Source organism: Polaromonas naphthalenivorans CJ2 (assembly GCF_000015505.1).
Taxonomy (GTDB): Bacteria; Pseudomonadota; Gammaproteobacteria; order Burkholderiales; family Burkholderiaceae_C; genus Polaromonas; species Polaromonas naphthalenivorans.
In genome coordinates this window covers 1927023-1951882 of record NC_008781.1, presented here as the reverse complement: position 1 = coordinate 1951882, position 24860 = coordinate 1927023, and the positions used below count along the sequence as shown (strand labels likewise).

Annotated in this window: 17 protein-coding genes; 8 read left to right on the top strand and 9 right to left on the bottom strand. The window is 64.0% G+C overall.

The window, feature by feature from the left end; all coding sequences use genetic code 11:
* Positions 1-35: 35 nt before the first annotated feature.
* On the bottom strand, positions 36-2486 hold the full coding sequence (locus PNAP_RS09160; protein WP_041376637.1) for a catalase: 2451 nt from the start codon (positions 2484-2486) through the stop codon (positions 36-38).
* A 229-nt stretch (positions 2487-2715) separates the two neighbouring features.
* The gene (locus PNAP_RS09155; RefSeq protein ID WP_011801220.1) at positions 2716-3450 is read right to left on the bottom strand and encodes a heparan-alpha-glucosaminide N-acetyltransferase; all 735 of its coding nucleotides are present in this window, start codon (positions 3448-3450) and stop codon (positions 2716-2718) included.
* Between the two features lie 147 nt (positions 3451-3597).
* On the opposite strand from PNAP_RS09155, the gene PNAP_RS09150 reads away from it, so the two are divergent.
* The 5 genes from PNAP_RS09150 (at position 3598) to PNAP_RS27605 (ending at position 8235) form a co-directional block, all read left to right on the top strand.
* The gene (locus tag PNAP_RS09150; protein ID WP_011801219.1) at positions 3598-5214 is read left to right on the top strand and encodes an alpha/beta hydrolase family protein; all 1617 of its coding nucleotides are present in this window, start codon (positions 3598-3600) and stop codon (positions 5212-5214) included.
* 19 nt (positions 5215-5233) lie between these two features.
* Positions 5234-5923 (top strand): OmpW/AlkL family protein, encoded by a 690-nt coding sequence (locus tag PNAP_RS09145; RefSeq protein ID WP_011801218.1) that lies wholly within the window; start codon positions 5234-5236, stop codon positions 5921-5923.
* Between the two features lie 38 nt (positions 5924-5961).
* Entirely contained in the window at positions 5962-6861 is a 900-nt protein-coding gene (locus tag PNAP_RS09140; RefSeq protein WP_011801217.1) for a D-hexose-6-phosphate mutarotase, read from the top strand.
* 419 nt (positions 6862-7280) lie between these two features.
* A complete protein-coding gene (locus PNAP_RS27610; RefSeq protein ID WP_011801216.1) occupies positions 7281-7697 on the top strand; it encodes a hypothetical protein in 417 nt (138 codons plus the stop codon).
* Entirely contained in the window at positions 7666-8235 is a 570-nt protein-coding gene (locus PNAP_RS27605) for an IS630 family transposase (RefSeq protein WP_198140629.1), read from the top strand. The genes PNAP_RS27610 and PNAP_RS27605 overlap by 32 nt, the downstream gene beginning before the upstream one ends.
* Before the next feature lie 116 nt (positions 8236-8351).
* Here PNAP_RS27605 and PNAP_RS09125 read toward each other — a convergent pair whose 3' ends face one another.
* The 3 genes from PNAP_RS09125 to purL form a co-directional block, all read right to left on the bottom strand.
* Positions 8352-8780: a type II toxin-antitoxin system VapC family toxin gene (locus PNAP_RS09125; protein WP_011801214.1), complete on the bottom strand. Its 429-nt coding sequence runs from the start codon at positions 8778-8780 to the stop codon at positions 8352-8354.
* Positions 8777-9022: a type II toxin-antitoxin system Phd/YefM family antitoxin gene (locus tag PNAP_RS09120; RefSeq protein WP_011801213.1), complete on the bottom strand. Its 246-nt coding sequence runs from the start codon at positions 9020-9022 to the stop codon at positions 8777-8779. The genes PNAP_RS09125 and PNAP_RS09120 overlap by 4 nt, the downstream gene beginning before the upstream one ends.
* A gap of 70 nt (positions 9023-9092) precedes the next feature.
* Positions 9093-13115 carry a phosphoribosylformylglycinamidine synthase gene (purL, locus tag PNAP_RS09115; RefSeq protein ID WP_011801212.1) on the bottom strand — a complete coding sequence of 1341 codons (4023 nt, stop codon included), beginning with the start codon at positions 13113-13115 and terminating at the stop codon, positions 9093-9095.
* A 228-nt stretch (positions 13116-13343) separates the two neighbouring features.
* On the opposite strand from purL, the gene map reads away from it, so the two are divergent.
* Both map and PNAP_RS09105 read left to right on the top strand, forming a co-directional pair.
* A complete protein-coding gene (map, locus tag PNAP_RS09110; RefSeq protein WP_011801211.1) occupies positions 13344-14177 on the top strand; it encodes a type I methionyl aminopeptidase in 834 nt (277 codons plus the stop codon).
* Positions 14178-14233: 56 nt separating this feature from the next.
* Positions 14234-16828, top strand: a complete 2595-nt coding sequence (locus PNAP_RS09105) for a [protein-PII] uridylyltransferase (RefSeq protein ID WP_011801210.1) — start codon at positions 14234-14236, stop codon at positions 16826-16828.
* Between the two features lie 26 nt (positions 16829-16854).
* On the opposite strand, the gene def is transcribed toward PNAP_RS09105, so the two are convergent.
* Entirely contained in the window at positions 16855-17394 is a 540-nt protein-coding gene (gene def / locus PNAP_RS09100) for a peptide deformylase (RefSeq protein WP_011801209.1), read from the bottom strand.
* Between the two features lie 38 nt (positions 17395-17432).
* Between def and PNAP_RS09095 the strand changes: the two genes are divergently transcribed.
* Entirely contained in the window at positions 17433-17852 is a 420-nt protein-coding gene (locus PNAP_RS09095; protein WP_011801208.1) for a YbaN family protein, read from the top strand.
* 11 nt (positions 17853-17863) lie between these two features.
* Here PNAP_RS09095 and ligA read toward each other — a convergent pair whose 3' ends face one another.
* From ligA to smc, 3 genes are all read right to left on the bottom strand, one after another.
* Complete coding sequence (gene ligA / locus PNAP_RS09090; RefSeq protein ID WP_011801207.1) at positions 17864-19987, bottom strand: NAD-dependent DNA ligase LigA; 2124 nt, start codon at positions 19985-19987, stop codon at positions 17864-17866.
* Between the two features lie 72 nt (positions 19988-20059).
* Positions 20060-21157, bottom strand: a complete 1098-nt coding sequence (locus PNAP_RS09085; protein WP_011801206.1) for a cell division protein ZipA C-terminal FtsZ-binding domain-containing protein — start codon at positions 21155-21157, stop codon at positions 20060-20062.
* A 15-nt stretch (positions 21158-21172) separates the two neighbouring features.
* Entirely contained in the window at positions 21173-24718 is a 3546-nt protein-coding gene (smc, locus tag PNAP_RS09080; RefSeq protein WP_011801205.1) for a chromosome segregation protein SMC, read from the bottom strand.
* Positions 24719-24860 lie beyond the last annotated feature (142 nt).

Below are 24860 nucleotides of genomic sequence, written 5' to 3'. Positions count from 1 at the left end.
GGCCAAGGCCGCGTTTTTTCATGGGCAAAGCCGCATCACACGCGCGGCGGGTCGGTTTCGCGCTCGGGGTGACGATGCAGCGCAATGCCCTTGATAAAGGTTGCCACGGCATCGGCCGCGCTTCCCGAAGGCGCAATGATCAGCCCGACATCGGGCTTGCCGTCGGGTAGCGTGGCCGGCACGCCTGCTTTTTCAAGCAGCGCGCTTGCAGCGCCCAGCGCCAGGATGGTCTTGCCATGCCGGTACTGGTCCTTGATGAACTCCATCGTGTGGCCGTCCTTCGCCAGCGCATCGACAGCGGCTTGCCCATCGGGCAGCACCAGCGCATCAAACAGGAAACCCGGCTCGTTTTCCAGCGAAGCATCGGCATCGAGCGTCTTGCCTTCGGCCGTGGCAACAGAGCCGATATGCGGTGCCACCAGACGCGGGACAGCGCCTTCAGCCAGCAAGGCGGCCTGCACCTGCGCCATCGACTCCCCCATCACGCCAGGCGCAACCAGCAAGGCAATCTTGCGCGCCTTGATGCTGCCGTCGCCCGGACGCGCCATCAGCGACAGCGGCGGCGAAACCGTGACCTCGGGCTTGGCCGGCTGGGCCAGCGCCAGCGGCATGGCGTCGGGCAGCGTGTCCATTCCCAGGCCTTCGGCGACTTTTTTCGCCAGGGCTTCCGACGCATTGCGCAGCATGGACACGGTACGCTGGCGAATGGCCGGCACCGTGACCTTGCTTAGCTCAAAGCGAAAGGCGGCCGCGATATGCGCTTGCTCGGCCGGCGTCTGGCTTTCATAAAACAGCGTCGCCTGGGTGTAGTGGTCGGCAAACTTCTCGGGTTTGCCGCGCACCTTGGCCTGCTCTTCCTGCGCCTGCAGCCGGGCCGGCACCGTGACAAAGCCTTGCGCCGCGCCAGCCTGGAAAGGACAGCCGCCGGCCAGCGAGTTTGGCTCATAGGCCACGCGGCCCCGGGGAATGGCCTGGCGGTGCATGCCGTCGCGCTGGTTGTTGTGAACCGGGGCAATCGGCGAATTGATCGGAATCTCGTGAAAGTTCGGGCCGCCCAAGCGAGAAATCTGCGTGTCCACATAGGAGTGGATGCGCCCTGCCAGCAGCGGATCGTTCGAAAAATCAATCCCCGGCACCACATGCGCCGTGCAGAACGCCACCTGCTCGGTTTCCGCAAAAAAGTTGTCCGGGTTGCGGTTGAGCACCATGCGGCCGACCGGCTGGACCGGAATCAGCTCTTCGGGAATGATCTTGGTGGCATCCAGGATGTCGAAGCTGAACTGTTCGGCCTGCGCCTCGGTGAAGATTTGCACGCCCAGTTCATATTCCGGGTAAGCGCCCGATTCAATGCGCTCCCACAGGTCGCGCCGGTGATAGTCCGGGTCGGCGCCCGAAATCTTCACTGCCTCGTCCCACACCAGCGAATGCGTGCCAGCCGTCGGGTTCCAGTGGAACTTGACGAACACCGACTCGCCGGCGTCGTTGACAAAACGATAACTGTGAACGCCAAAACCCTGCATGGTCGCAAAGCTGCGCGGAATGGCGCGGTCCGACATCACCCACATCAACATGTGGGTGGATTCGGGCATCAAGGAAACAAAGTCCCAAAACGTGTCGTGCGCGCTGGCGGCCTGCGGCATCTGGTGATGCGGCTCGGGCTTGACGGCATGCACCAGGTCGGGAAACTTCATGGCGTCCTGGATGAAGAACACCGGCATGTTGTTGCCCACCAGGTCCCAGTTGCCCTCGTCGGTGTAGAACTTGACGGCAAAGCCGCGCACATCGCGCGCCGTGTCCTTGGAACCGCGCTCGCCGGCCACGGTGGAAAAGCGCACGAACACCGGCGTGATCTTGCCGGCTTCCTTGAACGGCGCGGCCTTGGTGTACTGCGTCAGCGGCGCATGGCATTCAAAAAACCCGTGGGCGCCGGAGCCCCGGGCATGCACGATGCGCTCGGGAATGCGCTCGTGGTCAAAATGGGTGACCTTCTCGCGCAGCACGAAATCTTCGAGCAGCGCCGGACCGCGCAGGCCGAACTTCAGCGAGTTCTGGTTGTCCGACACCGCCACGCCCTGGTTGGTGGTCAGCCCCTGCCCGGACGAATCCACGCGCACGCGGTCCAGCGGTTCGATGGCGGCATTCACCCCTTCGGGCGCGACGCTGCCGGTTTTTTCAGTGCCGTTTTCCTCCGACAGCGTGCTGGCCGTCGGCAGCCTTGATGCAGGCTCGGCCGTGGCCCCCTGCTGCGGCTGGGTGGCATTGGCAAATCCATGCTCGGCTGCCTTGGTCGCGTTGAACGGCATGGCGGCGGCCAGGGCTTCGGTCTGGGCCATTTTTTCAGCGAGAACGTCGCCGCCTGCCGCAGGACGGGTCCTGGCAGGGCCGCTGTCGGTATTGCGCACTGCGGCTTTTGCGGCGTTGCTGCTTTTGGCGGCGCTTTTGCCGGATTGGTTTTGGCCATTGGCCGGTGGAGTGGTTTTGGGCATAGTTGTCAGAAATGAGCCGGCAGAATTGCCAGCCATCAAAGTACCGAGGCACTGAAAAACCACCTGTAGGACGTTGCCGCCTGCCTGGGACAGCATTTTTTTCGAGCGTTAAAGTTGTCCCAGCATCCTGTGGATAACTTTGTTGATGAGTTGCCGGAAAAGTCCGCAAATCGTGGCAGGACGCGGCCTGGCACCAGGGTGCCCGAATTTAAGGCAGCGCAGGACCGGCTTATTTCAGCGCACCGATGGCCATCAGGAGGCCGATCAGGACCGGCTGATGCAGCAGGTAGTAACTCAGGCTCCAGCGGCCCAGCCCGGCCAGGGCTCGGCCTGCCGGCCCCGTTTGAAGCCCGAACCAGTGCGGCCGCCGGCGCAGCGCCCAGCTTCCCGCCGCCATGCCCCACCACATCACCCCCAGCCACGGAATGAGGGGCACATAGTCTTCAGTGACCGGTTTTCGGCTGATCAGCCCCAGCCAGTTCAGCAGGTTCTGGTTCAAAAAATCAATTTCCGGCCAAGCAGCATGCGCGCCAATCGCCACGAACTTCATGGCAATGGCCGCGCTGCCCAGAAACCACAGCCAGCGCCCCCAGCCGGCCGTCAGGCGCACGATGAGCAGCATCACGGCCAAGCCATGCAGCACGCCAAAATAAATAAAGCTTTGCGGATACATCGCGTAGGAGCCGGCACTGACCAGCAGCGCGGACCCGGCCACCTGCGCCCAGCGCCGCCAGAACCGGGGCCAGGCCTGGCCCTGCTGGACGGCAACCGACTGGCCCAGTCCGGCGGTAAAAAGAAACAGGCTGACAATCGTGCTGCGCTGCCAGGTCCAGAACGGATCGGTGTAGAAGTTTTGCTGCAGGTAGCCAAAATGGTTCAGGTCGAAGCAAAAGTGATAGGCCGTCATCCAGACGATGGCGATGCCGCGCAGGGCATCGAGGGAGTCAAAGCGGCGAAACAGCATGGCGCAGAGTTTACGCAGATGTTTTTTTGCAACGCCCGGGCTGGCTAAGTAATAACCCGGCCTGCTGCCGGGTACAAGTTCGTTAATATTTGTAAAAGAAAATAGGACGTTCGTTCTATTCCACCACCCCCTCCAAAACGGGCCAGCATGAAAACAATCCATTTATTGAGCATCGTCGCGGCAGCATCGTTACTGGTCGCCTGCGGCGGCGACTCGCCAAGCAACCTGGGCGTGGTGGACAACAGCCCCGCGCGCGGTACGCTGATCCAGAATCCGCCCATCCGCACGGCCTTTTTCACCGCCGGGGACTTTGCCGCCAAGCTCAATGCAAGCGCCAGCGGTCGCAACCTGCTGGCCATTGCCGGCGCGCCCAAGTGCGGCGTCGATGTGCAATACATCCACTACGGCACCGTGGGCGGCGCCAGTGAAAGCACCGACGCCACGGGCGCTCTGATGACGCCGTCGGGCGGCCCGGGCTGCACCGGCAGCCGGCCCATCGTGCTGTACGCGCACGGCACCACGACCGTGAAAAGCTACAACCTGGCCAACCTGCTCGACGAAGGCAGCCCGGCCTATTCCGAAGCCGCCCTGATTGCCGCGATCTATGCGGCCCAGGGCTTCATCGTGGTGGCGCCCAACTACGCGGGTTACGAGGCCTCCAAACTGGCCTACCACCCTTACCTGAATGCCGACCAGGAATCCAAGGAAATGATGGACGCGCTGAGCGCCGCACGCAAGGCGCTGCCCGGCTTGCTGCAGCCGGTGCAGGACAGCGGAAAGCTCTTCATCACCGGCTATTCGCAAGGCGGCCATGTGGCCATGGCCACCCACAAGGCGATGCAGGCGGCAGGCCAGGCGGTGACCGCCAGCGCGCCCATGTCCGGCCCCTACGCGCTGGCCGCCTACACCGATGCCGTTTTTTATGGCAACGTGGGCCTGGGCAGCACGCTGTTCGCCCCCTTGCTGATCAACAGCTACCAGAAGGCCTACGGCAACCTCTACAGCCAGCTCACCGACATCTACGAGCCGTCCTACGCCAGCGGCATCGATACCCTGCTGCCGACCGATACCCCGCTTTCCACGCTGTTCGCACCGGGCGGAAAGCTGCCGCAAACGGCGTTGTTCAGCCGCACGCCGCCCACCGCGCCGGCCGGCTCGCCGCCGTCCCTGCAGCCAACGCTGAACGCCATCAGCCCGCCGACGACACCGCCCGAACTGGCCCCGCTGTTTGCCCTGGGCTTTGGCACCAGCAACCTCGTGACCAACGCCGCGCGCCTGAATTTTCTGCTTGACGCCTTTGCCAACCCGGATGGCGCGGTTCCGAGCGTGACCACCGCCCAGCCAGCCGCCAACCCGGCCCACCCGATACGCATCGCCACCAAGAAGAACGACCTGCGCAACTGGACACCCGCACGCCCCGTGCTGCTGTGCGCCGGCAGCGCCGACCCCACGGTGTTCTACAACGTCAACACCCAGTTGATGCAGGCTTACTGGTCAAGCCCCTCGCCGGCAGCGCCGCCGGCGGGTTTGCTGACCGTGCTCAACGTGGACTCGGCGCCTGCGGGCGCGGCCGACCCTTACGCCACCGTCAAGGCCGGCTTCGGCCAGGCCAAGGCCGGCACGGCGGCCGCCGCCGTTTCGGCAGGCGCCTCCGATGGCGGAGCCTCTGCCGTCGTGCAGGCTTACCACGGCTCGCTGGTTCCGCCGTTTTGCAATGCTGCGGCACGCGGATTTTTCCAGCAGGTTGCTGCGGCCAGTTTGTAATTCACAAGGACATTCACTCATGAAAACCAGGCATTTAATGCTCGCCAGCCTTGTGGCGGCTTTTGCAGCAGCCCCTGCCATGGCGCAGCAAAACACCATCAAGCTTGGCGTTGCCAATGTGCAGCCCCATTCCAGCGCCAGCGACTTTTCCGGACCCTTCACGCCGGGCGGCATCAGCGTCGAAGTGCGCAACAAGACAACGTCCTTCTTTTCCTATACACGCGAAATCAACGACCAGTGGGATGTGGAACTCGCCTTGGGTGACTCGCCTACCCATGACATTGCCTTGAAAATCAACAACCCAGGCCTGCCCGCCAGCGTTCAGTCCATGTCGGGCCAGGTCGCCGCAACCGTCCGGCAGGTCGCGCCCGTGCTGTTCGTCAATTACAAGTTTCTGGAAAAAACCAGTCCCTGGCGGCCATTTGTAGGCGTGGGCATCAACTACACGAACTTTGACAAGACCCATTCCACCGCTGCCGGCGACACCCTCAATGGCGGCCCGACCTCCGTTTCGCTGGAAGATTCGGTGGGCCTGGCCCTGCAGGGCGGCGTGACTTACCGGATCAACAACCAGTGGTCGCTGTCGGCGGCACTGATAACAGCGCAGGTCAAATCCAAAATCACCACCAACACCCTGGGCATCGAGCGGAGCGCCGACATCAAGTTCAGGCCCCGGGTGTTTACCCTGGCCATGGGCTATTCGTTTTGAGTTGATCGGGGAACGCATGGCTTGCCATAATTCAGGCCATGCACCTTCCAGCCCAGATCACCCCCCGCCAGCATGCAGGCCACAGCGCCCTGCAACTGACCACCCGCCACGGCACCGCCATCATCGCCCTGCACGGCGCGCACCTGCTGTCGTGGACGCCCACGGGCCAGCGCGATGTGCTCTGGCTGTCTCCCGAGGCCCTGCCCGAGCCCGCCGCCATTCGCGGCGGCGTGCCGGTGTGCTGGCCGTGGTTTGCCAAGCAGGGCATGCCCGCCAGCGCGCTGCAGCACGGCCCGGCGCGCGTTCTGCCGTGGCAGGTCAGCGCGATTCACGCCAGCAGCGACGATGAAATCAGCCTGAGCCTCGTACCCTGCGCGCAAGCCACCGGCGATGCCTCGTCCAGCCTTGCGGAACTCGCGCCCGGTCTGCAGGTCAGCCTGCGCATCACGCTGGGCGAAACCCTGAGCCAGACCCTGCACACGCGCAACCTGGGCAGTGAAACTTTTCAGCTGACGCAGGCCCTGCACAGCTACTTTGCCGTCAGCCACGCAGCGCAGGTAGGCATCGAAGGCCTCATCGACCTGCCCTACCTGGACAAGCTGCTCGGCATGACGACGGACGTGCAGCAAGTCCCTTTTGCACTCGATGTGGCCTGCGACCGCATCTACCATGCCGCACAAAAATCGGGCGATTCGTTTCCAGGGCGCTACACGCTGACCGACCCGGCCTGGCAACGCCGCCTCGTGATCGAGACCGAAGGCAGCCAGTCCGTGGTGGTCTGGAACCCGGGCCGCGAAGGCGCCCGCAGCATCGCCGACGTGCCCAATGACGGCTGGCAAGATTTTTTCTGCATCGAGGCGGCGAATGCCGGGCCGGATGGAGTGACGCTGGCGCCGGGAGCCGAGCACCGGCTGGGACAGACTTTGAGCATCAAATAAGCCTTTTGCGCAATATGAACGGACGCAAGCAGCTATCTTTATGGTAGCAACTTGCGCTTTTTCCAAATCAACCCGCTCAGCCGACCCACTTGCGCGCGTTGCGCCACAGCTGCATCCACGGGCTGAGTCAGCAGTGGGATATTCGGCATTGCTTATTTTTAATCCCGTCTTTACTCCTTATTTCATAGCTGCTTGCGTATATCCTGCCTGCGTCAGAGGCACTTTTGGCACCTGAAAAAGCGAGTTTTAAGCCAGCATCAGGCTGCCAGAAGGCGAAAAAGCGCTGTCCAAAAGGAGAAACCACTGATTTTCAGCATCAAATCAGCATCAAATCAACCTCTAGAGCGCATCCGTTCTAACCAGCAAGGGAACCCGAGGCAGAAAACACAAATCCAAGCTCGATTTGGAGGGCACTTGTCATGTCTTGGCGAAAAGGGCAAGCGTATGGGCAGGATTTGCGCGACCGGGTGCTGGCCGCGCCAGGGGTGCTGCGCGAGGTCGCCGAGCGCTTTGGCGTGAGCCAGTCGTATGTCTGCCGGGCGCGGGCACGCCGCAAGCGGCTTGGCCAGACGAGCCCGGGCGCGCAGCACAACCACATGCCGCTGCGCCTGGCCGCGCTGGAGCCGGCGTTGCGCGAGCAGGTGGCGGCAGCGCCGACGCAGACGTTGCGCGAGCTGTGCCAGTGGGTGCGTGCGGAGCACGGCATCGAGGTGGGCACAACAACGATGTGCAAGACCTTGGGCCGGTTCGGGCTGACGCTAAAAAAAAATCACCCTGCACGCCGCCGAGCAGGCAAGGCCCGATGTGGTCCAGGCGCGTACGAACTGGAAGGCTGAACAACCCAGCCTGACAGCCGGGCGGCTGATCTTCCTCGATGAGACCTGGGCGACAACGAGCATGACCCCGACGCGGGGCCGCTCGCCCCGGGGCCAGCGCTGCCGGGGCTTTGCGCCCGCCGGCCACTGGCGCACCACCACGTTTGTCTGCGCGCTGAGCACCCAGGGGCTTCGGGCGCCCTTGGTGCTCGACGGCCCCCTCAATGGGCCTGCCTTTCGCGCCTGGGTCGAGCAGTTTCTCGTGCCCGAACTGCGGCCCAGCGACATCGTGGTAATGGACAACCTGAGCGCCCATAAAGTCGCCGGCATCCAGGCGGCCATCAAGCAAGCCGGGGCGACGGTGAAGTACCTGCCGCCCTACAGCCCGGACTACAACCCGATCGAGCAGGTCTTTGCCAAGCTCAAGACGATGCTGCGAAAAGCGCAGGCCCGAACGGTTGATGCCCTGTGGAGCGTCATTGGCCAATTGCTGGACCGGTTTAGCAGCGCCGAGTGCGAGCGCTACATTCGCCACTGCGGATATTGCCAGTCAGGGTGAGCCCGCTCTAGCGCAATGAGTACGGGCGCAAGCAGCTATTCAATTAATAGCACAGTCAAGACCCAGCCTTCGCGGGAATGACGGAAATAAACGGTAGATTTGCCATTTCTGGCTCCCTAAGGCAACTGCCCCGGCCAAGGATTCAACACTTCGACAGGCGCCTGGGCAAAGTCACGGACATTGCGCGTCACCAGGCAAAGTCCGTGCGCCAGCGCAGTCGCAGCAATGATGGAATCGAAAGCGGCCATCGGCTTGCCTTCGGATTCGGCTTGCGCGCACATATTGGCCCAGACATGCGCGGTGTCGCAGGTGAACGGCAGTACGCGCTCTTCAAAACCCGCTTCTAGCTGTTCAAGCCACACTGACAGGCTGCTGCGGCGGCGCGAAGCCGGGAGCCTGGCCACGCCCCGGTGAAGCTCGGCTATCGTCATGGCGCTGACGAAAAGTTCGGACTCCTTGCGTGCAGCCATCCAGCCAAGAACGGCCGGCTCGGGGCTGGTTTTGACCAACTCGGACAGCAAACAGGTATCGAGCAGGTACTTCACAACTCAATATCCCGGATCTGTTCCTGTGAGCGAGCCAGATCGAGGGATTCGCCGCGCGGCGCATTGAGCAGCGTGGCAAGCAACGAAGGCGCGCCGCCACTCATGCGGCGATAGTCTTTCGCGGACACAATGACCACCGCATCTTGTCCACGCCGCGTGACCAACTGCGGGCCTTCACTCAGCGTGAGGTCCACCAGTTCACTGAAGCGGCTTTTCGCTTCCTGCAATTGCCATGTATGCATGCCGTCCTCTTAAATAGTCAGTCTGACTAGATTGTCGGCAACTGCTCTCAACCCGTCAAGGTGAACCAACTCACCCCACCCATTTGCGCGCGTTGTGCCACAGCTGCATCCACGGGCTGAGTTCACTCTTGTCCAGGCCGGTCCAGCTCATCTGGATGTTGCGGAACACCCGCTCGGGGTGCGGCATCATCGCGGTGAAGCGGCCGTCAGCCGTGGTCACTGCCGTCAGCCCGCCCGCGCTGCCATTCGGATTGAACGGGTAGGCTTCAGTCGGCTGGCCGTGGTTGTCGGTGAAGCGCATCGCGGCAATCGCGGCTGACGCATCGCCCCGGTGGGCGAAGTTGGCATAACCCTCGCCGTGCGCCACGGCAATCGGCAGGCGCGTGCCGGCCATTCCGGCGAAGAACAGGCTTGGCGACTCCAGCACCTCGACCAGCGACAGGCGGGCCTCGAAACGCTCGCTCTGGTTGGTAGTGAAGCGCGGCCAGGCCTCGGCGCCGGGAATGATGTCGGCCAGTTCGGCAAACATCTGGCAGCCGTTGCACACGCCCAGTCCGAACGTGTCGCTGCGGCCGAAGAAGCCGCTGAACTGCTCGGCCAGCGCCGGGTTGAAGGTGATGGAACGCGCCCAGCCGATGCCGGCGCCCAGCGTGTCGCCGTAGCTGAAACCGCCGCAAGCGACCACGCCGGCAAAGTCGGCGAGTTGGGCACGGCCGGTTTGCAGGTCGGTCATGTGAACGTCAATGGCTTCAAAACCGGCCTGCGTGAAGGCGTAAGCCATTTCCACATGCGAATTGACGCCCTGCTCGCGCAGCACGGCGACCCTGGGGCGGGACAGCATCAGGGCAGGAGCGCCCTGGCTCACAGGCTGAGGCAAGAAGACATGCAGCCCCGGATCAGACGGATCGCCGGCGGCGGCGTGTTCGGCATCGGCGCCGGCCGGGTTGTCGCGCTGCTGGCAAATCTTCCAGCTCACGGCGTCCCAGACCTGGTGCAAATCCTGCAGTTTGGCCTTGAAGACGGCCTTGGTGTCGCGCCAGACCTGGACTTCGCCCTTGCCGACTTCCAGCGACGCGTGCTGCGGCCGGGTCTTGCCGACAAAGTGGCTGAATTTGGACAGCCCGTGGTTGCGCAGCGTCTGCATCACCTCGTTGCGCGTTTCGGTGCGCACCTGGATGACGGCGCCCAGCTCTTCATTGAACAGCGCCTTGAGCGTCAACTCGTCGCGGCGGCCGCTGACTTGCGATGCCCAGTTCTTGCTGTCGCCCATCTCCATGCGGCTGTCGCTGATGCCGTCGCCTTCGAGCAGCAGCATATCGACATTGAGCGACACGCCGACATGGCCGGCAAACGCCATTTCGCAGGCCGTGGCAAACAGGCCGCCGTCGCTGCGGTCGTGGTAGGCCAGGATTTGCCCCTGCGCGCGCAGTTCATTGACGGCGTTGACGAGGTTGACGAGGTCTTGCGGGTCGTCCAGGTCTGGAACGGCGCCGTCTTCCAGATTGAGCGTCTGCGCCAGGATGGAGCCGCCCATGCGGCTCTGGCCCTTGCCCAGGTCGATCAGGATCAGCGTGGTGTCGGCTTCCACCGTGTTCAGCTCGGGCGTGAGCGTGCCGCGCACGTCGGCCAGCGTGGCGAAGGCGCTGACGATCAGCGAGACCGGCGAGGTGACCTTTTTATTTTCGCCATCATCGCTCCAGACGGTACGCATCGACAGCGAATCCTTGCCGACCGGAATCGACACGCCCAGCGCAGGGCACAGTTCCATGCCGACAGCCTTGACGGTCTCGTACAAGGCGGCGTCCTGGCCGGCTTCGCCACAGGCGGCCATCCAGTTGGCCGACAGCTTGACACGCGCCAGTTCAATCGGCGCGGCCAGCAGGTTGGTGATGGCTTCGGCCACCGCCATGCGGCCCGAGGCGGCGGCGTTGACGGCCGCCAGCGGCGTGCGCTCGCCCATGCTCATGGCTTCGCCGCCAAAACCCTGGTAATCGGCCAGCGTGACCGCGCAGTCGGCCACAGGCACCTGCCACGGGCCGACCATCTGGTCGCGGTGCGTCATGCCGCCGACGGTGCGGTCGCCAATGGTGATCAGGAAACGCTTGGAGGCCACCGTCGGATGGCTCAGCACGTCTATGCAGCTTTTTTGCAGATCAACGCCGGTCAGGTCAATCGGCTTGATGGCACGCGCGACGCTGGTCACGTCGCGGTGCATCTTGGGCGGTTTTCCCAGCAGCACGTTCATCGGCATATCCACCGGGGCAGCGGCATCATTGTCTGAAAGCACAAGCTGTCGTTCCTCGGTCGCCACGCCGATCACGGCAAACGGGCAGCGCTCGCGCTCGCAAAACGCTTCGAACTGCTGCAGCGACTCGGGCGCAATCGCCATCACGTAGCGTTCCTGGCTTTCGTTGCTCCAGATTTCTTTCGGCGACAGGCCGCTTTCTTCGAGCTTGACGGCGCGCAGGTCAAAGCGCGCGCCGCGCCCGGCGTCGTTGACCAGTTCGGGGAAGGCGTTCGACAAACCGCCCGCGCCCACGTCGTGAATCGCCAAAATCGGATTGGCCAGGCCGAGCTGGGCGCACTGGTTGATGACTTCCTGCGCGCGCCGTTCAATTTCCGGGTTGCCGCGCTGCACCGAATCAAAGTCGAGTTGCGCCGCGTTGGCGCCCGAGGCCATCGAACTGGCCGCGCTGCCGCCCATGCCGATGCGCATTCCGGGGCCGCCGAGCTGGATCAAGAGCGTGCCGGCGGGAAACAGTATCTTGTGGGTCAGTTCGGCGTCAATCGTGCCGACGCCGCCGGCAATCATGATCGGCTTGTGATAACCCCAGCGCTGGCCGCCCACGGTCTGCTCGTATTCGCGGAAATAGCCGTTCAGGTTGGGCCGGCCGAATTCGTTGTTGAACGCGGCGCCGCCCAGCGGGCCTTCGGTCATGATCTGCAGCGGGCTGGCGATGTGGCCGGGCTTGCCGTAGTCGCCATCGAACAGTTTCGACACGGTGAAGCCGGTCAGCCCCGCCTTGGGTTTGGAGCCGCGCCCGGTCGCGCCCTCGTCGCGGATTTCGCCGCCCGCGCCGGTCGAGGCGCCGGGGAACGGGGAAATCGCCGTCGGGTGGTTGTGGGTTTCGACCTTCATCAGCACATGCGTCAGCACGGCGTCCATGGCGCTATAGCTTTGATAGCTGCTTGCGCCCGCCCCATCTGCGGAAACGGCCGATTTTGCATAAAAACGCTGGATTTTGGCGCCTTCCATGACCGAGGCGTTGTCCGAATACGCCACCACCGTGTGCTGCGGGTGCAGCTGCTCGGTGTTGCGGATCATGCCGAACAGGCTTTTGTCCTGCGGCACGCCGTCAATCGTGAAGTCGGCGTTGAAAATCTTGTGCCGGCAATGCTCGCTGTTGGCCTGCGCGAACATCATCAGCTCGACATCGGTCGGGTTGCGCTGGAGCTGGGTGAAGGCCTTGACCAGGTAGTCGATCTCGTCGGCCGCCAGCGCCAGGCCGAACTCGGTGTTGGCTTGCTCCAGAGCGGCTTTTCCGCCGGTCAGCACGTCGATGGTCTGCAGCGGCGCACCGTGCAGTTCGGTGAACAGGCCGGCTTCGGCATGCGCCCGGTCGGTCACCACGCTTTCGGTCATGCGGTCGTGCAAGAGCGCCGCGACCTGTTCGCGCTGGGCGTCGGTCAAGGCGGACTTGCTGAAAAAACCGGATTTCAGCGTGACGCGGTATTCGGTGATGCGTTCGATGCGCTTGACGCCCAAGCCGCAGTTGTGCGCGATATCGGTGGCCTTGGACGCCCACGGCGACACCGTGCCAAAGCGCGGCGAGACGATGAACAGCACGCTGTCGGTCGCATCGGGAGCAGGCTGCGGGCACGGCTCGCCATAGGTCAGCAAGGCGGCGAGCTGGCTTGTCAGCGCCTCGGAAGGCGGTGCCTCGGTGGCCGCCAAATGCACAAACCGGGCGCTGATGCCATTGATTTTTTCGTGGATGGCTTGCAGGCGGGGAAGAAGTTGCTGGACGCGAAAGTCGCTCAGGGCCTTGATGCCGTGGGCTTCGCCCTCAAAAGTCGTCAGGTGCAGGGTCACGGTAGCGGTGGCCTTTTGGTGAAGGTGGTAGGTAGCAGCGGAAAGCTGTATTTTTTGAGTTTGACACCCCTGCCAGAAGGATTTTTTTCGGCAGTCAGGCCAAATTCTGCGATGGGCGCGTCAAGCGGCAATTTTATCAGCGCCCCGGCTTGGGCCTCGTGGCGCCGAAACCCCTTGCCGCATCGCTGATATCCCGACGCTGCTGAAGACCGGTGTGATAATTCCGGCATGAGTATTACTTACAAAAATGCAGAAGAGATTGAGCACCTGCGCGTGGCGGGCAGGCTCGCCGGCGAATTGCTCGACTACCTCACCCCTTTCGTCAAACCAGGCGTGACGACCAACGAAATCAACCAGCTGGCCCACGACTACATGGTCGAGGTGCAGGGCACCGTTCCGGCCACGCTGGGCTATGGTCCGCCCAACTACCCGCCCTATCCGAAATCCCTGTGCACGTCGGTCAATCACCAGGTGTGCCACGGCATTCCCAACGACAAGCCGCTGAAAAAAGGCGACATCGTCAACCTCGATGTGACCGGCATCAAGGACGGCTGGCACGGCGACAGCAGCCGCATGTTCCTGGTGGGCGAATGCTCGATTGCCGCCAAGCGGCTGTGCCAGGTCACCTACGAAGCCATGTGGCAGGGCATCATGCGCGTCAAGCCGGGCGTGCGGCTGGGCGATATTGGCTTTGCCATCCAGACCTTTGCCGAAAAGCACGGCTACTCCGTGGTGCGCGAATTTTGCGGCCACGGCATTGGCCGCAAATTCCATGAAGAGCCGCAAGTGATGCATTACGGCCGTCCCGGCACCATGGAAGAACTCAAGCCCGGCATGGTGTTCACCATCGAGCCCATGATCAACATCGGCAAGCGCGACATCAAGGACGGCGCCGAAAAAGACGGCTGGAGCATCGTCACGCGCGACCATTCGCTCTCGGCGCAGTGGGAGCACATGGTTGCGGTGACCGAAACCGGCTATGAAGTACTCACACTGTCGGCCGGCAGCCCGCCGATTCCGGACTTCGTGCCGCAACACCAGCCCGCGCAAGTCAACGCCTGACGCCAGTCCCGTTGCGGGACTGCCTTTTCAAACTTCCAAGGTCAGGCCTTCCCTTCATGACTGAACTGTCTTCTTTTCGCGAACAATACAGCGCCGGCAAGGCGGCCGTGCTGGCCTCGCTGGCGGGCAGCCGGGCATCCAGCCGGGGCATTCACGGCCTGCTGAAAAAGCTGGGCCGGCTGACCGACACCACCTTGCAGCGACTGTGGGAACGAGCCGGGTTTGCGCCGCAAGCCTGCCTGATCGCGGTCGGCGGCTTTGGCCGGGGCGAATTGTTTCCGCATTCCGATGTCGATGTGCTGCTGCTGCTGCCGGACGACGTGGTCGATGTCGAGAACAACCCGGCGCTCAAGGCCAGGGTGGAAACCTTCATCAGCAACTGCTGGGACTGCGGCCTGCAGATCGGCTCCAGCGTGCGAACGGTCGCCCAATGCGCCGAGGAAGCGGCGAAAGATGTCACAGTGCAGACTTCGCTGCTCGAAATGCGCCTGGTGACCGGCTCGAAAGAGGCCTACAAGCGCCTGCAGGTGCAACTGGACGCCATTCTTGATCCGAAGGCGTTTTATGTCGCCAAGACGCTGGAAATGCGCCAGCGCCACAACAAGTTTGAAAACACCCCCTACGCCCTGGAGCCCAACTGCAAGGAATCGCCCGGCGGCCTGCGCGACTTGCAGGTGGTGCTGTGGGTGGCGCGCGCCGCCGGCCTGGGCAAGTCCTGGGACGAACTGGCCAAAAACGGCCTGGTCACGACGTTTGAAGCACGGCAGATCAAGGCCAACGAAGCGCTGCTGAGCCTGATACGGGCGCGCCTGCACATCATTTCCGGCCGGCGTGAAGACCGGCTGGTGTTTGACCTGCAAACGGCGGTAGCCGAATCCTTTGGCTATTCGGCCACCGCCGATGATGGCAGCAAGCTGCCGCGCCGGGCCAGCGAAGCGCTGATGCGCCGCTATTACTGGACCGCCAAGGCCGTCACGCAACTCAACCAGATCCTGCTGCTCAATATCGAGGAGCAGCTCAGCCCTTGCAACTACCCGCTGCGCCCCATCAACGAGCGATTTTTCGACAAAGCCGGCATGCTGGAGGTGGTCAGCGACGATGTGTACCTGCGTGATCCGCACGCCATTCTTGAAACCTTTTTGCTGTACGAAAGCTCCATCGGCATCAAGGGGCTGTCGGCGCGCACCCTGCGCGCGCTGTACAACGCCCGGGGCGTGATGAACGCCAAGTTCCGCACTGACCCGGTCAACCGGGAAACCTTCATGCACATCCTGCAGCAGCCCGAAGGCATCACGCATGCCATGCGGCTGATGAACCAGACCTCGGTGCTGGGCCGCTACCTGTGGGTGTTTCGCAACATCGTCGGGCAGATGCAGCACGACCTGTTCCATGTCTATACGGTGGACCAGCACATCCTGATGGTGGTGCGCAACATGCGGCGCTTTTTCATGGCCGAGCATTCGCATGAATACCCGATGTGCTCGCAACTGGCCGCAGGCTGGGACAAGCCCTGGATTCTGTACGTCGCCGCGCTGTTCCACGACATTGCCAAGGGTCGCGGCGGCGACCATTCCGAGCTGGGCCGCAAGGAAGTTCGCCTTTTTTGCCGCCAGCACGGCGTTGCCGCAGCCGATGCCGAGCTGATCGAATTCCTGGTGGGCGAGCACCTGAGCATGAGCCGCACGGCCCAGAAGGAAGACCTGAGCAACCCGGCCGTGATCGCCGCGTTTGCCAAAAGAGTGGGCAACGAGCGCTACCTGACCGCCCTGTACCTGCTCACCGTGGCCGATATTCGCGGCACCAGCCCCAAGGTCTGGAATGCCTGGAAAGGCAAGCTGCTCGAAGACCTGTACCGCTACACGCTGCGCATGCTGGGCGGCCGCGCCCCGGATGCCGCCGCCGAAATCGAAGCCCGCAAGCGCGCGGCCCTGACCCTGCTGGCCCTGCATGCCGAGCCGTTCGAAGCCTACAAGGCGCTGTGGGACACGCTGGACGTGAGCTACTTCATGCGCCACGAGGCCGCCGACATTGCCTGGCATGCCCGGCACCTGTCGCGCCACATCGGCAAGGCCGTCGTGACGGTCCGCGTGCGCCACTCATCGGCCGGCGAAGGCATGCAGGTGCTGGTCTATACGCCCGATGAGCCCGATGTGTTCGTGCGGATTTGCGGTTTCTTTGACCAGGCCGGCTTCAGCATCCTGGATGCCAAGGTGCACACCACCAACAATGGCTTCGCCCTGGACACCTTCCAGGTCGCCAGCCAGCCGCTGGAAGAGCATTACCGCGAACTGGCCACCATGGTCGAGGTCAACCTGGGCCGCCGCCTGGAAGAGCACGGCCCCCTGCCGCCCCCCAGCAAGGGCCGGGTGTCGCGCCGCGTCAGGAGTTTTCCGGTCACCCCGCGCATCGACCTGCGCCCGGATGAAAAAGCCCAGCGCTGGCTGCTCAGCGTGTCGGCCAGCGACCGGGTCGGGCTGCTTTACCTGATTGCCCGCGTGCTGGCCAACCACCACATCAACGTCAAGCTGGCCAAGGTCACGACCCTGGGCGAGCGGGTGGAAGATACGTTCCTGATCGACGGCCCGGAGTTGCAGCACAACAAGGCGCAAATCGCGATTGAAACCGAGTTGCTGCAGGCGCTGAACGACTGAAGCCTGATGGCCTTACCGCGAAAGGCTCAGTCGTCCGCCGAAGCGTCCAGGCCCGGAAACAGCACTTCGGTGTAGCCGAACTGGCTCAGGTCGCGAATCCGCATCGGGTACAGCTTGCCGATCAGGTGGTCGCACTCGTGCTGCACCACGCGGGCATGAAAGCCGTCCACCGTGCGGTCAATCGGGTCGCCGTACTGGTCGAACCCGGTGTAGCGGATGTGCGAGAAACGCGGCACCATGCCGCGCAGGCCGGGCACCGACAGGCAGCCTTCCCAGTCGCTTTCCTCGTCCGCACTCAGCGGCGTGATCACCGGATTGACCAGCACGGTGCGCGGCACCACCGGCGCAGCGGGGTAACGCGGGTTGAGCTGGTCGGAGCCAAAAATCACCACCTGCAGATCGACGCCAATCTGCGGCGCCGCCAGGCCGGCGCCATCGACCGACTGCATGGTGTAGAACATGTCCGAAACCAGGACATGCAGCTCATCGGTGTCGAAGGCCGTCACGGGCTTGGCCACGCGCAAAAGCCGCGCATCGCCCATTTTGAGAATTTCACGAATGGTCATGGGTGCCAAGCATAGCGGCTGGCGGCACAATTGTGTATATGCCTGCCGAACACCCACTCAAACCAGATAACCCACGAACGACGACTCTGCCTGCGCCTGCACGCTGGTTCCTGCGGGTACTGGCGGTGTTGAGCCTTGCCCTGGGTATCGTGGGCCTCTTTCTTCCGGTGTTGCCGACGGTGCCTTTCCTGCTGCTGGCCGCCTGGGCTGCAGAACTCAGTTCGCCCCGCCTGCTGCACTGGCTGGAGTCCCATCCCCGGCTTGGCCCGCCGATCACGGATTGGCGGCATGGCGGCATGGTGCGCCGGCGAGCCAAGTGGACGGCCACGGTCGTCATGAGTGCCAGCGGCATCACCACCGTGCTGCTGTTGCGCGCCCATTGGACGGCCTTGATGGCTGTGGCGGTCATGGCTTGCGTGCTGGTGTGGCTCTGGCTGCGTCCCGAGCAGGCACAGTAAGCCGGAGTTCTTTAAGCGGGAATGCGTTCGTCCGGCGGCGAATCCAGCAGCGCCAGCAAGGTCGCCTCATCAATGACGGCCACGCCCAGCGCCTCGGCCTTCACCAGCTTGCTGCCGGCATCAAGACCGGCCACGACGTAATCAGTCTTCTTGCTGACCGAGCCGGCCACCTTGCCGCCCGCGGCTTCGATCCGGTCCTTGGCGTCGTCGCGGCTCAGGCCGGGCAGGGTTCCGGTGATCACGAAGGTCTTGCCTGACAGCGGCTTGGGCGCCACGGCGGCAGGCGCACCCTCTTCCCAGGTCACGCCGCAGGCGCGCAGCTGCTCCACGACTTCCCGGTTGTGCGGCTGCTCGAAGAAGGTGCGAATGCTCTTGGCAACGATGGGGCCGACATCGGCGACTTCGAGCAATTGCTCCTCGCTGGCGTCCATGATGCTGTCGAGCTGGCCGAAATGCCGGGCCAGCGCCTTGGCGGTCGCTTCGCCGACATGCCGGATGCCCAGCCCGAAGACAAAACGTGGCAAGGTGGTTTGCTTGGACTTTTCCAGCGCCGCCACTAGGTTGCTGGCCGATTTCTCGGCCATGCGGTCCAGGCTGGCCAGCGAGGTAAAGCCCAGCCGGTACAGGTCGGGCAGCGTGCGGATGACGCCGGTATCGACCAACTGCTCGACCAGCTTGTCGCCCAGGCCCTCGATCTCGACGGCACGCTTGTGGGCGTAATGCAGGATGGCCTCCTTGCGCTGGGCGGCGCAGAACAGCCCGCCGGTGCAGCGGTAGTCGGCCTCGCCCTCTTCCCGGACGGCGTCCGAGCCGCACACCGGGCACTGGCGCGGCATGCTGAACTGCGGCGCATCCTGCACGCGCTTGTCCAGCAGCACGCTGACCACTTCGGGAATCACGTCGCCGGCGCGGCGCACGATGACCGTGTCGCCCACGCGCACATCCTTGCGCCGCGCTTCGTCCTCGTTGTGCAGCGTGGCATTGGTCACGGTCACGCCGCCGACGAACACCGGCGCCAGTTTTGCCACCGGCGTCAGCTTGCCGGTGCGCCCGACCTGGATGTCGATGGCCAGCACGGTGGTCAGCTGCTCCTGCGCCGGGTATTTGTGCGCCACCGCCCAGCGCGGCTCGCGGCTGACAAAGCCCATCTTGCGCTGCAGCGCCAGGCTGTTGACCTTGTACACCACGCCGTCGATGTCGTAAGGCAGTTGGTCGCGCTGCCGGCCGATGGCCTCATGAAACGCTATCAATTCAGGAGCACCATATGCAAGCCGAGTCTGCGCAGCGACCGGAAAACACCATGATTTCAGGGTTTGCAGCAGTTCAAAATGGGTTTCAAACACCGGCCCGCCTTCTTCGGGTGGCGTGATCTCGCCCACGCCGTAGGCAAAAAAGCTCAGCCGGCGCTCGGCGGCAAACGCCGGATCGAGCTGGCGCACGCCGCCGGCCGCCGCGTTGCGCGGGTTGACGAAGGTCTTTTCGCCCTTCGCGCCCTTGGCGATCTTTTCGCGCTGGCGCTCGTTGAGCGCCTCGAATTCGTCGCGGCGCATGTACACCTCGCCGCGCACTTCCATCACTGGAGGTGCATCGGCAGGCAAGCGAAGCGGAATCTGCCGGATGGTGCGGATGTTCTGCGTCACATCTTCGCCGACCTCGCCGTCGCCACGCGTGGCGGCCTGCACCAGCACGCCGTTTTCGTAGCGCAGGCTCATCGCCAGGCCGTCAAACTTGAGTTCGGCCACGTACTCGACCGGCGGATCGGACTCCTTCAGCCCCAGTTCCTTGCGCACGCGGGTGTCGAAATTCCGGGCGCCCGTGGCTTCGGTGTCGGTTTCGGTGCGGATGCTGAGCATCGGAATGCGGTGGCGCACGCTGGCGAACTGGCCCAGCGGCTTGCCGCCGACGCGCTGCGTGGGCGAGTCGGGCGTGAGCAGTTCGGGATGCGCCGCTTCGAGCGCCTGCAACTCCTTGAACAGCCGGTCGTATTCGGCGTCGGGAATGCTGGGCTCGTCGAGCACGTAATAGCGATGGGCATGCAGGTCCAGCTCGGCACGCAGGGCGGCAATGCGCTCAATCACGGAGGCAGGCGGCATAGGCGCGGGTGTTGGCGACGCAAACAGATCAAGGGTGGACATGAAACAGCTCGATAACAAATCAAAAAAAAGCGGCCCCTTGAGGCCGCCGGGAATCCTTAAGGCCTCATGGCGTCACGAAAACAAACGCCGGCCCAGCACCGAGCCGGCCGACAGCTCACGCGCATCCATGCGGTCGTAAAGCTCCTCCAGGTCGGCGTGAATCGCCTCCATGGCTTCGGGCCGGACCAAAATGGCGTTGTCGTCGATGATCACGCCGTCCATGCTGCCCGCCAGCGCGATGGCCACCTCGCACATGCGGGCAAACGGCGCTTCAGCGCGCAGCACCTGCGGCACGTCGAGCGACAGCGTGAGTTCGTACAGCGCGGTCTGTTCGGGGTCTTCGGCCTGGGCGGCCTGCGAATCAAAGCTCAGCCCCAGGATCGGGCCGTGCTGGCCCGGCTGGCTGGCTGGCAGCAGCATGCGTCCCGGCGTGGCCGACGGAACAAAGCCCTGGCTGGCCGCGCTTTGCTGCACATAGCCGGGGCTCCAGGCGGTCTTGACGGCGCGCAGCTTGAAGCTCAGCTGGGCATCGTGCGCGCTGGCGAACTGGTCGAGCTCCCTGGCCCGGGCCACTTCGCCCTGCATTTCCGCGAACTCCACCTCGCCGCCGATGGCATCGACAAAAGCCTGCACCTTCATGACAAATTCGGAGTATTCAATCGCGTTCAGGGCACCGGTGCGGTTGGCCAGCTGGACGCCGCACTGAAAAGCGCTGTAGCGATAGCCGGCGGCGGGAATCTCCCATTCACGGCTGTCTTCACGCAAGCCTTCGATGGCGAAAGGCTTGCTGCCCACCCGGCGCGTGGCGGGCATGGCGGCCAGCGCGGCTTCGCCCGATACCGGCGACTCCAGCGCGACCGGCGCAATCGCATCGATCAGGATGTCGAGCACCGCTTTTCTCTCGGGCGTGGTGAGCTGGGTCAGCTGGGTCAGCGCCGCCATGCCGGAGTCGGTGTCAAAGCTCGGTTCATGCCGCTCCGGCGGGCCGTCAAGCTCGCTCAGATGGAAACCGTCCTCCGGCGCTTGCAAGGGCATGGATTCAGGCTCGACCACCGCCTTGGGCGTGGCCTGTTTGGGCTGGTTCTTGCGTGCGGACCAGGCGCTGTGGGCAATGATGCCCACCAGGACCAAACTACCGCCGACTGCCAGGCTTATTTGTAATGTGCTCATGATTTCTCGATAGGTTCAGGCTGCTTCGGCAAGACTCAGGGCGGCTTGCATATCGACGGCAACGATGCGGGACACGCCCTGCTCCTGCATGGTCACGCCGATCAGCTGCTCGGCCATTTCCATGGCGATCTTGTTGTGGCTGATGAATAAAAATTGCGTCTCCTTGCTCATGCTGGACACGAGTTTGGCATAACGCTCGGTATTGGCATCGTCCAGCGGCGCATCGACCTCATCGAGCAGGCAAAACGGCGCCGGATTGAGCTGGAAAATCGCGAACACCAGCGCAATCGCCGTCAGCGCCTTCTCGCCGCCCGACAGCAGGTGAATCGTCTGGTTCTTCTTGCCCGGCGGCTGCGCCATGACCTGAACGCCGGCGTCGAGGATTTCCTCGCCGGTCATCACCAGCCGGGCATTGCCGCCGCCAAACAGTTCCGGGAACATGCGGCCGAAATGCCCGTTGACGGCCTCGAAGGTGCTGGACAGCAAGTCGCGCGTTTCCATGTCGATCTTGCGGATCGCGTCTTCGAGCGTCGCCATCGCCTCGTTCAGATCGGCCGACTGCGCATCAAGGAACTGCTTGCGTTCGCGGGCGACGCCCAGTTCGTCGAGCGCGGCCAGGTTCACCGCGCCCAGCGCGTGAATGTCGCGCTGGATGCGGTCAATCTCGCCCTGCAGGCCGGTCATGCGCACGTTGCCGGCCTGGATCGACGCCGCCACCGCCGGCAAATCCGCCTGCGCGTCCGTCAGCAGCTGCGCATATTGCTCGAAACCCAGCCGCGCGGCCTGCTCCTTGAGCTGGAATTCGGTGATGCGCTGGCGCAAGGGTTCGAGTTCACGCTCCAGCTGCAGCCGCCGTTCATCGCTGGCGCGCAGTTGGTGGGTCAGGCCGTCGTACTGGCTGCGCTGGGCGCTCAGGTCGGCTTCGCGCGCCAGCTTGGCGTTCAGCGCGTCCTGCAGTCCGCCCTGGGCGGCGGCGTCGTTGAGCCGCAGCAGTTCGTGGCGGGCACGCTCTTCTTCACCGGCAATCGACGCCGCTTGTTGCGCGGCGATACCTATGGAACGCGCCAGCTCTTCACGGCGCGCGGCCAGGCTGCGCAGCGCAAACTGCGCTTCCTGCAACTGCCGCTCCAGCGTGCGCTGCTGCTCGCGCGATTCGGCGCGGCGGCGCTCGGTGGCTATCACCCGGTCGTCAAGCTGGGCATGGCGCTCCTGGCTGTCGGCCAGTTGCATGTCGAGTTCCTCGAAACGCGCTTCGGCGGTGATCTTGCGCTCCTGCAATTCCTCCAACTGGGCTTCGATTTCGGCCATGTCGGCCTGAATCTGCTGGCTGCGGGCGCGCGCCTGCTCGGCCAGTTGCGTGAGGCGCAGCACTTCGACCTGCAGCGCGTGGCTCTGGTTCTGGCCTTCGGCGGCTTCGCGGCGGGCGGTGGCCAGGCGCTGGCTGGCGTCAACGTAAGCGGCCTCGGCGCGGGTCAATGCCGATTTGGCTTCTTCGCTGATCAGCAGTTGCGCGCGCAGGCCTTTTTCCAGGTTTTCAATCTCCTGCGCCCGGGCCAGCAAACCGGCCTGCTCGGAGTCGGGCGCATAAAAGCTCACGCTGTGCGCGGTGACGGCATGGCCGCCCATGACGTAGATCGTCTCGCCCGGCAGCAGGCGCTCGCGCGCGGCCAGGGCGTCGTCGAGCGTCGGCGCGGTGTAGCTGCCGTGCAGCCAGCCGGACAGCAGCGCCGACAGGCCGGCATCGTTCAGGCGCAGCAAGTCAGCCAGCGGCTTGAGGTTGAGCGCCGGGTTGCAATAGCCGGGAGCGGCTGCATTCGGCGGCGAATAAAACGCCAGCTTGGCCGGCGGCCCTTCAGGCTTGCCGCGCAGGTCGCTGCCGGCAAAGCCGCGCACGATGTCGAGGCGGCTGACTTCCAGCGCGCCCAGGCGCTCGCGCAAGGCGGCTTCGAGCGCGTTTTCCCAGCCCTGCTCGATGTGCAGGCGGCTCCACAGTGCCTGCAGATTTTCAAGACCATGCCGGGCCAGCCAGGGCCTGAGCTTGCCGTCGGTCCTGACTTTTTCCTGCAGCGCCTTGAGCGCTTCGAGCCGCGCCGACAGGTCGGCGCGCCGGGCCGATTCGGCATTGGCCGCTTGCTGCAGGCTGCGCCGCGCTTCATCGAGCTGCGGCACGGTTTCGGTCAGTTCCTGCAATCTGGCCTGGGCCACGGCCTGCGCTTCCTGGGCATGTTCCAGTTGCGCGGCCAGGCTGGCCAGCCGCGCCTCGTCGGGCGCATTGAGCGCCTTGCGGTCGGCTGACAGGCGCTCGTGGCGCAAGCCCAGCGCGCGCAGCTGCTCTTCAACATGGCGCTGCTCGGCGGCCAGCACCTGGAGCTGCTGCTGGACCTGCGCCACGCCGGCGCGCTGCTCATTGGCCTTGGCCTGGGCCTGGCGCAGCGCTTCTTCGAGCGCCGGCAGCTGGTCCTGCTGCTCCTCAAGCTGCGCGGCCAGCAGTTCAGCTTTTTCTTCGGCCTCAAAGGCTTTTTCGGCCAGGCTTTCGGATTCGATGGCCGCATCCTCGCGGCGCGCCGCCCACTGGGCGGTCTGCTCCGTCAGCTGGACCAGGCGCTGCTCGACGCGCTTGCGGCCATCGACCACAAAGCGGATTTCAGCCTCCAGCCGCCCCACCTCGGCGCTGGCCTCGTAGAGCCTGCCTTGCGCCTGGTTGACCTGGTCGCCCGCCGCATAGTGCGCCTGGCGGATGGTTTCCAGGTCGGCTTCGATGTGGCGCAGGTCGGCAATACGGCTTTCAAGGTCATTCACCGATTTTTCGGCGTCCAGCCGGACCCTGGCCTGGTCGGCTTCGCTCTCGGTGCGCTTCAAAAACCACAGCTGGTGCTGTTTTAAAGTGCCGGCGGCCTGCAGCGCGTTGTAGCGCAGGGCAACTTCGGCCTGCTTTTCGAGCCGCTCCAGGTTGGCATTGAGTTCGCGCAGGATGTCATCGACGCGCGTCAGGTTTTCCCGCGTATCGCTCAATCGGTTGGCGGTTTCGCGGCGGCGTTCCTTGTATTTGGACACACCGGCGGCTTCTTCGAGGAACAGGCGCAGTTCCTCGGGCTTGGATTCGATGATGCGGCTGATCGTGCCCTGGCCGATGATGGCGTAGGCGCGCGGCCCCAGCCCGGTGCCCAGAAACACGTCCTGCACGTCGCGGCGGCGCACCGGCTGGTTGTTCAGGTAGTAGCTGGAGGTGCCGTCGCGCGTCAGCACCCGCTTGACGGCGATTTCAGCAAACTGGCCCCACTGGCCGCCGGCGCGGTGGTCGGCATTGTCGAACACCAGTTCCACGCTGGCGCGGCTGGCCGACTTGCGGGTGGTGGTGCCGCTGAAGATCACGTCCTGCATCGACTCGCCGCGCAGCTCGGACGCCTTGCTCTCGCCCAGCACCCAGCGCACGGCATCCATGATGTTCGATTTGCCGCAGCCGTTGGGGCCGACCACACCGACCAGCTGCCCCGGCAGCATGAAATTGGTCGGATCGGCGAATGACTTGAAACCTGCTAACTTGATCGAATTGAGACGCACGGCTGGCCTGTGTTGTTGAGCCTGAAGCTAACTCGTTGATTTTTTGACGCTTGTGAACCCGTAGCGCCACTGGCGGGCGGCACACGGACTGTGATGTTACCCGAGCGAAGTGTGGTTTTTTTACGCCGGCAAGCGACTGGAA